Here is a 12,683-nt window from a genome sequence, read left to right on the forward strand (position 1 = left end):
GCGATCCAATTTATTCAGCAGGTACTGCCGTCTCATCCAGGCTAAGGGGGACCGGGATATGTGGCAGCATCTCTTTCGGGCATACCTGCAAGAAGTTGTGCTGCTCCGTCTCCCAGTGCTGCAGGATGTCGGCGGCTTTTCGGCTGCCGGTTTCCTCCAGATGACGTCGCAACAACCCTTCAAGGGACTGCATCCAGTGATCCACCGTGACCGGGCAGGTCACTAGCGTTTCATGGTTCATCATCGCGGTCGCCTTGTTCTGAGGATCATAGAGATAGGCCATACCGCCGGTCATACCCGCACCAAAGTTGGCACCAATATCACCCAAGATCACGGCAATGCCACCGGTCATGTATTCACAACCGTTGGACCCGCAGCCCTCAATGACAACCTTTGCACCTGAATTGCGCACGCCAAATCGCTCCCCTGCCCGCCCAGCGGCAAAGAGGTAGCCATCCGTCGCACCATAAAGCACGGTGTTCCCAATGATCGTATTCTCAGACGCGACAACTGGGCTGGCCATCGGCGGGCGCACCACGATCGTGCCGCCTGACAGGCCTTTGCCCACGTAATCGTTGGCATCCCCTGACACTTCCAGTTTCAGCCCCGGTGCCGCAAAGGCCCCAAGGGATTGCCCCGCAGATCCCGTCAGCTTGACCGTCAGGTGGTCGTCCTGCAGATCATTCCGCATGCCAAAGGCTTTCACGATATGGCTTGAAACCCGCGTGCCGACGGTGCGGTGCGTGTTTTGCACCGCATAGCTTAGCTGCATCTTTTCCCGGTCACTCAGGAAACGCGCCGCATCGCGCACGATCTGCGCATCCAGCGTATCGGGCACAGCATTGCGTTCTTTATCACGGTTATAGACAACGTCCTGCGCACCATCGACGGTGATCAAAAGCGGGTTCAAATCCAGATCATCCAGATGTGCCGCACCGCGGGACACCTGGGTAAGCAGATCTGCGCGTCCGATCACCTCATCAAGGCTGCGCGCCCCGATGGAGGCCAGAATCTCACGCACCTCAGTGGCGTAGAAGGTGATGAGGTTGACCACTTTGTCCGCATTCCCGGTGAACTTTTCACGCAGGCTTTCGTCTTGGGTACAAACGCCCACGGGGCAGGTGTTGGACTGGCACTGGCGCACCATGATGCAGCCCATGGCGATCAAAGCTGCGGTGCCGATGCCGTATTCCTCAGCCCCCAACATCGCCGCCATGACGATGTCGCGCCCAGTCCGCAAACCACCATCGGTGCGCAGGGTCACGCGTTCACGCAGGTTGTTCATGGACAAGACCTGATGCGCCTCGGTCAGGCCCATCTCCCACGGCAGACCGGCATATTTGATCGAGGTCGCAGGCGAGGCACCTGTGCCCCCGTTGTGACCTGAGATCAGGATCACATCCGCCTTGGCCTTTGCCACACCAGCAGCAATCGTGCCAACGCCAGAAGAGGCCACCAGTTTCACAGTCACCTTGCAGCGCGGGTTGATCTGCTTGAGGTCGTAGATCAGCTGCGCCAGATCCTCGATGGAATAGATGTCGTGGTGCGGCGGAGGTGAGATCAGCGTCACACCTTTCGTGGAGTGCCGCAGCCGCGCGATCAGGTCGGTGACCTTCATACCAGTGCAGCTGCCCACCCTCACCGGGCTTGGCGCCCTGCGCGACCTTGATCTCCAGCTCTTCGCACTGGTTCAGATACTCTGCCGTCACGCCAAAGCGCCCCGACGCGACCTGCTTGATCTTGGCCGATGGGTTGTCACCATTCGGCTCTGGCACAAAATGCGCCGGATCTTCGCCACCCTCACCGGAATCAGATTTGGCCCCGATCCGGTTCATCGCCACGTTCAGCGTCTTGTGCGCCTCCGGGCTCAGCGCGCCCAGGGACATCCCCGGCGTGACAAAGCGTTTGCGGATGGAGGTGATGCTTTCCACCTCTTCCAGCCCGATGGGTTCGCCCAAGGGCTTGATGTCGAGCAAATCGCGCAGGTGAATCGGCGGATTGCTCTTCATCTTTTGCGAATACTGCTGCCACATCTGATAGGACGCGCGGTTACACGCCATCTGCATCATATGCATTGAGGACGCTTCCCAGGCGTGGGTCTCACCGGTTTTGCGGGCCTTGTAGAAACCACCGATGGGCAGCACCACGCCGTCACCTTCCCAACCTTTCGCATGGACTTCTTCGGCTTTCTTTTGAATGCCAAAGATACCGATGCCGGAAATGCGGCTGGTCATGCCAGGGAAATACTCCGCACACATCGCACGGCTGAGGCCCACGGCCTCAAAGTTCAGACCGCCGCGATATGAGGACACGACAGAGATGCCCATCTTGGCCATGATCTTCAGCAAGCCCTGATCAATCGCCTCGCGGTAGCGGCCCACGGCATCTGTCAAAGACATATCCAACAGGCCACGCTCGATCCGATCAGCCAGAGAGTCTTCGGCCAGATAGGCGTTCACCACAGTGGCACCGCACCCGATCAGCACCGCGAAATAGTGGGGGTCAACGCATTCTGCGGAGCGCACATTGATTGAACAGAAGGTCCGCAACCCTTTGCGGGTCAGATGCGAATGAACCGCAGAGGTTGCCAGGATCATTGGCATCGCGACATGCGCACCGTCGCTCAGGTGATCTGTCAGCACCAAATGCCCAGCGCCTGAACGCACGGCATCTTCGGCCTCGGCACGAATGCCCTTCAATGCAGCATCCAGGCTCTCACCCGGGGCAAAAGTACAATTAATGGTCACTACATCCGCGTTGAACTGGCTGACAAGTTCATCAAATTGGGCATTGCCAACAAAGGGGCTGTCCAGCACCAGGATCTCTGTCTGAGAGCTGTCTTCATCCAACACGTTCTTGAGGTTACCAAACCGTGTCTTCAGGCTCATCACGCGGTATTCGCGCAAGGAGTCAATCGGCGGGTTGGTGACCTGAGAGAAATTCTGGCGGAAGAAATGGCTCAGCGGGCGGTACTGTTTGGACAACACCGCCGAAGGCGTATCATCGCCCATTGAGGCGAGGGATTCTTTTGCGTCTTCCGCCATTGGGGCCAGGATCTGTTCCAGATCTTCAATCGAATAGCCCGCCGCCACCTGCCGCTTGCGCAAGTCATTCCCGGTGAACACGGGCTTTTCTTCGACAGCGGCAAGGGGCGTGTCCAGCTCAGTGATCTTGCCGACCCATTCACCAAACGGCAGGGCGGCGGACATTTTGTCCTTCAATTCCTGATCATGGAAGAGCTTGCCCTTGCGCATGTGCACACCGATCATCTGACCGGGGCCCAGCGCGCCTTTCTCCACCACATTCGCCTCATCCAGCGGCACCATGCCCGCCTCAGACCCGGCGATCAGCATACCATCACCGGTCACGACATAGCGCATCGGCCGCAAGCCATTCCGGTCAAGACCCGCACAGACCCAGCGGCCATCTGTCATGGCCAGCGCGGCAGGCCCGTCCCACGGCTCCATCACAGAGTTGCAATAGGAATACATATCCCGCCAAGACTGCGGCAGCTCCACCGCCTGTTTGGACCAGCTTTCAGGGACCAACATTGTCTTGGCCATCGGCGCTGAGCGCCCTGCGCGCACAAGCACCTCAAATACGGAATCGAGTGCGGCTGAATCCGATGAACCAGAGGCGACAATGGGCTTAATATCATCGGCGTAATCGCCAAAAGTGGAGGAAGCCATGCGGATTTCGTGGCTTTTCATCCAGTTGAGATTGCCCTTAAGCGTGTTGATTTCCCCGTTATGCGCCAACATGCGGAACGGCTGGGCCAACCACCATTGCGGGAAGGTGTTCGTGGAATAACGCTGGTGATAGATCGCGAAAGCGCTTTCAAAGCGTTCATCCTGCAGGTCTGGAAAGAATTCCGCCACCTGCTCGGCCAGCATCATGCCTTTGTAGATGATGGACCGGCAGGACAAGGAAGCGATGTAAAGCGTCGGCACCTGGGCGGCGATTGCCGCCTTTTCAATGCGGCGGCGGATCACATAAAGCTCACGCTCAAAGGTTTCTTCATCCACGCCTTTGATGTTTGAGATCAGGATCTGCTCAATCTCAGGACGGGTGGCGTTGGCCTTATCCCCCAGAACAGAGACATTCACCGGCACATGGCGCCATCCGTAGATGTAGTAGCCCATGCGCAGGATTTCGGTTTCAACGATGGTCCGGCAGGTTTCCTGCGCACCAAAGTCGGTGCGCGGCAAAAACACCTGACCAACCGCCATCAGCAAATCGGTCTTGGGTTGATGCCCGGTCCGGCGCACCTGATCATAGAAGAAATTAGCCGGGATCTGAACATGAATGCCCGCGCCATCGCCGGTCATGCCATCGGCATCCACAGCCCCGCGGTGCCAAATTGCTTTCAGCGCTTTGATGCCGTTTTCAACGACAGCACGGCTGCGCGTCCCGTCAACGTTGACCACCAGACCTACACCACAAGAGGAATGCTCTTCTTGGGGATCATAAAGACCCTCCGCAGCCATCTTGGCGCGTTTGGCTTCTTCGCGTGCGACCCATGCTTCATCATATTTGGTCATCTGGCTTCTCCTTCATCAAATGCGGCAGGTTCTATGAACCCCCGCAATGCGCATTTCTGATTGTGCATGTGGCCGCGTGTTTGGCGGGCCTGCACTGATATGTCTTCGTTCTCGGCGGTGCTTTCGCGCCCGTGCGATCGTCGGTCCGCTACTGCGTGAAACCCGACAGCCACCCTTTGCAACTTTGGCGTAGGGGGTTCAGCAGCGAGGGCGTTGATTTGCCTCGCCACTCAACAAATGCTGACCCTGACTATTCCGCCGCCATCACCTCTTTGGTATTGAACCGCTCCAAGATAGCCTCTGCGCAATCCCGCCCGTCTTTGATGGCCCATACCACCAAAGAAGCGCCGCGCACGATGTCACCAACCGCATAGACGCCGTCCATGTCGGTGGCCCCTGTCGTATAGGCCGCCTTGATCGTGCCCCAGCGGTTGACCGGCAGATCCGGCTCACCCCACAGCGTGGGCAGGTCCTCAGGCTCAAAACCCAGCGCCATAATCACCAGATCGGCCTCTTCCACGTAGTCGGCACCCTCAATGATCTCAGGGGCCTGGCGCCCTGTGGCATCAGGGGCACCCAGGCGCATCTTTTGCACCTGCACACCGGTCACGGGCCCGGCCGCTTTGCCGGGGTCTTGGGCATCGGTGACCCGCAGGTCGGTGACAAACCCTTTGGGCGCGCTGAGCCATTCGAAAACCACGCCTTCTTCTTCGGCATTGGCCACCTCGCGCTGGCTGCCTGGCATGTTGGCCCGGTCGCGGCGGTAGAGGCATTTGACGCTTTCCGCACCCTGGCGGATGGAGGTGCGCACACAGTCCATCGCCGTATCGCCCCCCAATCACCACGACCTTTTTGCCTTCGGCATTCAGGCTGCCGTCGGAAAAGGCGGGCACGTCATCCCCAAAGCTTTTCTTGTTGCTGACCGTCAGGAAATCCAACGCAGGCACAATGCCCTGCGCCCCTGACCCATGCAGCTCCAGCGCGCGGGATTTATAGACGCCTGTAGCGATGATCACTGCGTCGTGCTTGGCGCGAATATCAGCAAAGCTGATGTCCTGCCCCACATCGCAGTTCAGCACAAAGTTCACACCACCTTTTTCAAGCTGTTCATTGCGGCGCACCACCACGTCTTTTTCCAGCTTGAAGCCGGGGATGCCGTAGGTCAGCAAACCGCCCGCACGGTCATAGCGATCATAGATGGTGACCTGCACGCCTTGACGGCGCAGCACATCTGCCGCGGCCAACCCACCTGGGCCCGCCCCGATTATGCCAACGCTTTCGGCGCGCTCAGCCTTTGGGGTAATCGGCTTGACCCAGCCCTCTTCCCAAGCGGTATCGGTGATGTACTTCTCAACCGATCCGATTGTCACTGTGCCGTGGCCAGATTGTTCAATCACACAGTTGCCTTCACAAAGCCGGTCCTGCGGGCAAATGCGGCCGCAGATCTCAGGGAAGGTATTCGTTGCCTGGCTGACTTCGTAAGCCTCCTGCAACCGCCCTTCGGCGGTCAGGCGCAGCCAGTCAGGGATGTTGTTGTGCAGCGGGCAATGGGACTGACAATAGGGCACACCACATTGCGAGCACCGGCTGGATTGCTCTTTGGCCTTGGTATCTGCGTACTCGGCATAAATCTCTTTGAAGTCCGCTTTTCTGAGATCTGGCGGACGCTTTTCAGGCATGTCCCGCTCAATCTTCACAAACTTCAGCATCGGCTGCTCAGCCATGGCTTTCTCCAGATCGCTATTGCCAGACCCATCGAGTATAAGACGATGGCACGGAATAAAAGACAGCACTGCTGACTTATTATTAGGTAAAGAAGCGATTTAGAAGAGAATATTGCGGCGAGCGTTAGTTTTTTAAGTCCGTATCGGACCTATGTGCTAAATTCCAGCTAGAAGCAGCGCCAACGCGACACACCCCACAGCGATTCGCCACCAGCCGAACAGGGCATAGCCATGCTTGCTGACGTAGTTCAGCAACCACTTCACCACCAAGACGGCTGACAAAAAGGCAAACACAAATCCAACCGCAATTTCGCCCAATGCAGAGGCATCCAAGACATCGCGGTTCTTGTAGAGGTCATAAGCGAACGCCCCAGCCATCGTGGGCATCGACAGAAAGAACGAAAACTCAGCCGCTGCCCGCTTGCTCGCCCCTAGCATCAGCGCGCCCACGATAGTGGCCCCGGAGCGCGATGTTCCCGGTATCATCGCCAAACACTGAATGAACCCAATCTTCAGCGCCATCGGCAGCGGAAAGGCCATCGCATCCTCATGCCGCGACTCAGGCGCAATGCGGTCAACGACCAGCAGGATGACCCCGCCGATGATCAACATCACGGCAATCAGCATCGGCGTTTCAAACAGAACCGTTTTGATAAAGTCATGGGCCAAGACGCCAATCACCACCGCTGGCATGAAGGCAATGAGGACTGACAGAATAAACCGCCGCGCTTGCGGGTCTGAAGGGGCAGCAGAGAAAACTGCCCACAGCCGCGCGGCATAAACCGTAAGAATAGCCAAGACCGCGCCCAGCTGGATCACCACCTCAAACGCGTTCCCGGCGCTTTCAAACCCCAGGAAATGCCCGGCCAGCAACAGATGACCCGTAGAGGACACCGGAATGAATTCCGTCAACCCCTCCAGAAGCCCCAGGAAGGCCGCCACAAGGGTGGTATTGCCGTCCATCAGCTGTTGCGCAGGTTCTGCGCGGAATCCTTGATTGCGTCGTACTGACCCGACGGACGGAAGCGCCACAGGTATTCAGGCAGCACAGATCCCATCGCCACAGGGCGAATCCCAAGATCCTCAAACCCTTTGGCCCCGTCTGCGACCACATTGTCGATTGCCAGGTTCTTAAGTTGATCACGCGTGATCATCTTGTTCGGGATCAAACCAAAGCTGATCGCCTGCATCATATCAAAGCCAAAGGCCATGATGCGCCCGATCCACATGGGCAGGCCCAAAACCAGCCTGCGGCGGTGAATGACCGTCAGCATGCGCTGCATTAGTCCGCGAAATGTTTCGACCTCTGGCCCACCCAGTTCATAAATGCCCGGACCCGCTTCGCCCAGCACACCCATAACCGCCGCCTGCGCCACATCGTCAACATAGACAGGCTGGAACTTCGTATCAGCGCCTACAACAGGCACTGCCGGGCTTAGCCGCGTCATGCTGGCGAACCGGTTAAAGAATTCATCCTCAGGGCCAAAGACAATCGAGGGACGCAGGATAACCGCCTCTGGCATATGCTTGAGCACTGCCGCCTCACCTTCACCCTTGCTTGCCGCATAGTCGCTGTCTGCGTCCATATCAGCACCAATCGCCGAGATTTGGACCATGCGCGCCACGCCATTCTCAGCAGCAAGCCGGGCGATACGCGCGGCACCTTCTGCCTGAACCGCATCAAATCTGTTCTTGCCAGCCTCTGCCAGAATGCCCACGCAATTCACAACCGCATCGGCGCCCATCAGTGCCGCTTTCACAGAGGCATCATCGCGGACATTGCACAACACCGGCTCTACCTGCCCGACAACGCCATAGGGCTTGACAAACAGCGCTTCATTCGGACGGCGCACCGCTACACGGACGCGCCAGCCAGCCTTGGCCATCCGCCGTGCGATGTAGCGGCCAACAAAACCGGATCCGCCGTAGATGGTGACAAGCTTGGACATGAGTCCGCTCCCTTCGTGCAGTACTGGTGTTGATGTACCGCGCACCCCGCCCCCGAACAAGCGGCAATTCTGACGCGGGCCAAACAGGGCGGAAAAGAACCGGGTTTTCGTTCAAAATGCAATTGACACTGCACGTTGTCCCGCTTAGAGCACCACGCACGCAACCTGCCCAGGTGGCGGAATGGTAGACGCGCTAGCTTCAGGTGCTAGTGTCCGTATGGACGTGGAGGTTCGAGTCCTCTCCTGGGCACCATATCCCTCGCAACAACGACCCAACTATGCCGCAGGTGCCAATTTGCTGGCCCCACGCCCTTCGTTCGTCGCGGCTGAGGCTTGTGGCAGACGCAGGGTGAACGTGCTTCCTTCGCCTTCTTTCGTGGTCGCGGTGAGCGTGCCACCATGGGCTTCTGTGATCTCGCGTGAGATGGCGAGGCCGAGGCCCGTCCCGCCGATGCCACGCTTGTTGGACGCGTCGACCTGATGGAAGGGTTCGAACACCTTCTCCACCTGGTCTTCTGGCATGCCAAATCCGGTGTCGGTCACGTGAATGGCGATGTGATCCTCGGTCAAGTCACAGCTGACCGTGATTGAACCTTCGGGGGTAAATTTTGCAGCGTTGCCAAGCAAGTTCATGAGCACCTGCTGAACCCGCTTTTTGTCAACGTTCACAGCACAGCTTTCTGGTTTCACGATCAGCTCAAGATTTTTCTGTTCGACCATTGGGGCGATCTGATCTGTCGCTGTCTTGATGATCTCGGCGATGTCGACCTCTTCTGCGTCCAGAGACATGCCGCTGGCTTCCATCTTGGCAAAATCGAGGATTTCATTGACCAGAAACAGCAGATGCTCGCCCGAATTCTCAAGCTTGGTCATCATGTCGGCCACGGTTTTGAACATCCCGTTGGAGCTGTCGAGCAAGGTTTTCTGCTGTTCTTCCGGTAGCGCCTCAATGCCAGCCAGCAGGGTCTTTGCTGCGGGCAGGCGGTCCATGTTCTTTGACAGGCGCGCCATGCCAAGCATCACAGTGAGTGGTGTGCGCAGCTCGTGGCTGAGCACTGCCATAAAGTCAGATTTTGCACGGTTTGCGGCCTCAGCAACCAGACGTGCCTCTTTCATTTCGGTCACGTCGATTCGCAGCCCCACGGTGCTGCCATCTGGCAACAGCTGGTCTGAGACGCGGAAAACGGACCCGTCCGCACGTTGCAATTCCGAATCGTAGCGGGGCTCTTTGCGCTGCTCGCGCCAGTCCTCCAACCAGGCATCTTCGTTGCCAATCGCGTCTTTGAAGAGCCCCTTATCCAGCCCGGCCTGCAGAATTTCTTCGTAGGTCACACCGGGTTTCAGGATGTCTCCATTCTCGCCCTGAAGCGCCTTATAGCGGCTGTTCCAATGCACCAGCCGGTCGTTGCGGTCAAACATGACAAAGGCGTCTGGCAAGGCTTCGATGGCGTTTTGCAGGGTGGTCTGGGCCGACCGGCGCGCTTCGATCATCCGCGCGCCCCACCACATGGCGAAAAGGACAACCATCAAGAGTAGAAGTTCGGCTGTAACGCTCCAGGTAAAGGAGGGGCGGTGCGCCGGCCACCCGCCTTTGGTGGTTGCGGCCAGCTCCCAAGTGCCGAAGGGAAATTCAAACATCAAGCGCGCCGGATCCTTGTCCAGCACGGCGACGTCGCCAAAAAAGATCTGCTGGTCATATGTTTCACCACCGATATCCCGGATGACCAGATCATAGGCGTCGGCTATGTCGGACAGTCCAAGTCCACCAACAAAACTATCGTAATCCAGCACCATCGAAATGATGCCCCAGTTCACCTTTTCGGAAACGGATGGGTCTTGCGCTTCTAGAAAAATGGGCTGGCGCAGGATTAAACCTTGGCCGCCCTGGATCAGATCCACTGGTCCTGTGACCACCCCATGTTCGCGCGCAATGGCTTCCAGAACCAGGGGCAGTTGATCGGGCCGCTGACGGTAATCCAATCCCAGCGCTGCTGAGTTGCGCTCCTTTGGGAAGACGCTGCTCACCACCAGATCTGGGGCCAGTGCGATGTTGATCACATCAGGGTTTGCTTCGATATAGTCTGTTGCCGATTGGCCAAATTCTTCATCCGAAATCTGCGGATTGCGTTCGACGATCGTCGCCAGCTCGCGCATCTCAAGGATGCGATCAAAAATGACGGATTGGATTTTCTCCCGGACAACGGACAGCTCTTGCACCGTTTGCAAACGCAGCTCTTGTTCGTGATGCCGGTCAGCCATCAACTCTCGTTCGTAGATGATAAAGAGCCCGACGCAGAAAATGCCGACCATCGCGGCTTTCGCATAGTGTAGAACACTATCGGAGCGGTTCTTTGGCGTTCCATCGGTCATGAGAGTTCTCCTACCGCACTGGTGCTTTGATCCAGTGAAGGGTTGGCCGCATACTTCGCGGCGTAAATCAAATACGTGGGTTCGGCCTGCTTTGGCTCGCCGTGCAGCCTAATCTCAGAAAACGCGAACCGGGGCTTGCGCTGGTTTTCCATCTCAAAGGTGGTTTCGGTCAGGCTGACGGCTTTGCGCATGGCCTTCATCAACGCACCAGCGTTTCGGCGATCCGTCGCGAAAGTCATCGCCAGGAACGTGCCGTCGCCAACGTAAGTGGCGATGGCTTGGATATCGTGAATGCCATCGCGGATGTGCTGGCACAGCGTGAACAGAAAACCTTCGGCGTCTTCATTCACGGCACCGTCTTTGTCGTGCAACAGGTTGCGCATCTGCAAGGTCAGCATCTCAGGTTTGCGCCCCATCTCACCTTTGAGGTTGCGCAGACAATTTTCAAACGCGCCTTCTGCCATCAAACCGCTCTGCGGAATGTCATCACCAGGTTGGGGCCGCTGCTGCGCGATGAACTGCCGGATCGTATCATCCAGAGCGCGCCCAGCCTTTTGGCGGGAAAAGGCCATGGATTGCCCGTGCATTTTTGCGGCCTGCAGCTGGCTTTCAAGCTCAAAGAACTCAAAGGGCTTGCCGATATAATCCGACGCACCTGCAACAAAGGCAGATGCAATGTGACGTTTGTCGCTCACGGCGGTCATCATAATCACGGGCGTGTCGGCATAGGCCGGCAAACTGCGGATGTGCGGGACCATTTCCACCCCGTTCATCTCAGGCATGCTTATGTCCAGAAAGATGCAGTCAAACGGCACAACCGCGCGCTGCATGAGCGCAAGCGCATCCCCCGCGCTTTGCGCGCAGGTGACATCATCATAGTCGATTGTGCTCAGATAGAGCTCAAGAATCTCCAGGATGAGCGTATCGTCATCCACAATGAGGATCTTCATGTCGCACCTGTTTTACCTGCTCTTAACGGTGCTTCTGCATCAGCGGCTGTTTTTTTGTTTTGGCCCGCTGCCCGTTTAATCGAATATTTTAATTCGTTGGCAAGAAGGATATCCGCCAGTCAGTTAATTTTACCAATAGGAAACTTCACAATTTAACCTAGGCTTAACCAGAAAATTGTTGGAAGACACCAATTCACGGCAAAAACGACACTGACGGTTCCACTAATGAGGGAATATTGTGAGTTTTCGTCTTTGTGGCGTGGCGGCGCATTCTTGTCCCTTGCCGCCACAACCATCCTCCTGCCGACATGTGGTGCCGATAAACCAAGCCTAACAGAACCCGCCCCAGAACACCACTTTAGGTCGCATCCGGCATTTGCCCGGCCAGATTCAACGCCCGCGCCAGATCTTTTGGCGTCGTGATTTTGAAATTGTCAGTATGTCCTTCGACAATCCTGACGGGTATGCCCTGCGCCCTGACAATGGCCACATCATCTGCCGCCTCGCCTACATAGGACCGGTGCGCCGAAAACAGTGTTTCAAACCCAAACCCCTGTGGTGTTTGCGCCCGCCAAAGCCCATCGCGCGGCACCGAAGACACCGCCATGCCCGCATCAGAGGACCATAGCGCATCAACCACAGGCAGAGCGGCAAATGCAGCCTCGTTGCTGTTGAGTGCCGCAATCACATCGCTGATCACATCGCTGGTCACGAACGGCCGGGCCGCATCATGCACCAGAACATGCGAAGCACCTTCGTTCTGCAACGCCTCCAATCCGCATAAAACAGACCCCGCCCGCGTGGCGCCGCCATGCACGGCTGGCTTTAGGTTGGGATGCGCCAATCCAGATGTCGCTAGGGCAAAAAGCTCTGCATCATCGGCGTGGATGACAGGTTGCACCAAAGCGATCGCAGGATGCTCCAGAAACCGTTCCAAAGACCGGCGGAACGCGCAGGCACCATGCAAAGGCACGTATTGTTTGGGGATGTCGCCGCCAAAACGTGTCCCACGTCCCGCAGCCACGATGAGCGCTGCAACCTGCATATCAGCCTGAATTTGAGAGGGTAGATCGGTACATAGCCCTAAGGGATGCCACAGCCCTGCCACTCCGTCGAGGGGCAGCAGCGGATTTTCAGATCATGATTGCG

The 12,683-nt window shown here is 57.3% G+C and carries 5 protein-coding genes, 1 tRNA gene and 2 pseudogenes; 1 reads left to right on the forward strand and 7 read right to left on the reverse strand.

Going from position 1 to position 12,683, the window contains the following annotated elements; translation table 11 throughout:
• Positions 1–10: 10 nt before the first annotated feature.
• The 4 genes and pseudogenes from gltB to ACZ1HM_RS20740 all read right to left on the reverse strand — a co-directional run bounded on the left by gltB (position 11) and on the right by ACZ1HM_RS20740 (position 8,214).
• A pseudogene (gene gltB / locus ACZ1HM_RS20725) lies at positions 11–4,541 on the reverse strand (glutamate synthase large subunit).
• 250 nt (positions 4,542–4,791) lie between these two features.
• Positions 4,792–6,265, reverse strand: a pseudogene (locus ACZ1HM_RS20730) (NAD(P)-dependent oxidoreductase).
• Between the two features lie 156 nt (positions 6,266–6,421).
• Positions 6,422–7,228, reverse strand: a complete 807-nt coding sequence (locus ACZ1HM_RS20735; RefSeq protein WP_472744467.1) for an undecaprenyl-diphosphate phosphatase — start codon at positions 7,226–7,228, stop codon at positions 6,422–6,424.
• Positions 7,228–8,214 (reverse strand): complex I NDUFA9 subunit family protein, encoded by a 987-nt coding sequence (locus ACZ1HM_RS20740; protein WP_472744468.1) that lies wholly within the window; start codon positions 8,212–8,214, stop codon positions 7,228–7,230. Before ACZ1HM_RS20740 ends, ACZ1HM_RS20735 begins: the two co-directional genes overlap by 1 nt.
• A gap of 167 nt (positions 8,215–8,381) precedes the next feature.
• Between ACZ1HM_RS20740 and ACZ1HM_RS20745 the strand changes: the two genes are divergently transcribed.
• Positions 8,382–8,467 (forward strand) — tRNA-Leu (locus ACZ1HM_RS20745).
• Between the two features lie 23 nt (positions 8,468–8,490).
• Here the strand turns inward: ACZ1HM_RS20745 and ACZ1HM_RS20750 are convergent.
• The 3 genes from ACZ1HM_RS20750 to ispD all read right to left on the reverse strand — a co-directional run bounded on the left by ACZ1HM_RS20750 (position 8,491) and on the right by ispD (position 12,579).
• The gene (locus tag ACZ1HM_RS20750) at positions 8,491–10,584 is read right to left on the reverse strand and encodes an ATP-binding protein (protein ID WP_472744469.1); all 2,094 of its coding nucleotides are present in this window, start codon (positions 10,582–10,584) and stop codon (positions 8,491–8,493) included.
• Complete coding sequence (locus ACZ1HM_RS20755) at positions 10,581–11,534, reverse strand: response regulator (RefSeq protein WP_472744470.1); 954 nt, start codon at positions 11,532–11,534, stop codon at positions 10,581–10,583. The genes ACZ1HM_RS20750 and ACZ1HM_RS20755 overlap by 4 nt, the downstream gene beginning before the upstream one ends.
• Positions 11,535–11,892: 358 nt before the next feature.
• Complete coding sequence (ispD, locus tag ACZ1HM_RS20760; protein WP_472744471.1) at positions 11,893–12,579, reverse strand: 2-C-methyl-D-erythritol 4-phosphate cytidylyltransferase; 687 nt, start codon at positions 12,577–12,579, stop codon at positions 11,893–11,895.
• Positions 12,580–12,683: the final 104 nt, after the last annotated feature.

The organism is Sulfitobacter sp. GN1-4 (assembly GCF_055693825.1).

Excerpts from the sequence above, each read along its gene's own strand:
- ACZ1HM_RS20735 (WP_472744467.1), bottom strand. The coding sequence starts at position 7,228 with ATGGACGGCAATACCACCCTTGTGGCGGCCTTCCTGGGGCTTCTGGAG.
- ACZ1HM_RS20740 (WP_472744468.1), bottom strand. The coding sequence starts at position 8,214 with ATGTCCAAGCTTGTCACCATCTACGGCGGATCCGGTTTTGTTGGCCGC.
- ACZ1HM_RS20750 (WP_472744469.1), bottom strand. The coding sequence starts at position 10,584 with ATGACCGATGGAACGCCAAAGAACCGCTCCGATAGTGTTCTACACTAT.
- ACZ1HM_RS20755 (WP_472744470.1), bottom strand. The coding sequence starts at position 11,534 with ATGAAGATCCTCATTGTGGATGACGATACGCTCATCCTGGAGATTCTT.
- ispD (WP_472744471.1), bottom strand. The coding sequence starts at position 12,579 with ATGCAGGTTGCAGCGCTCATCGTGGCTGCGGGACGTGGGACACGTTTT.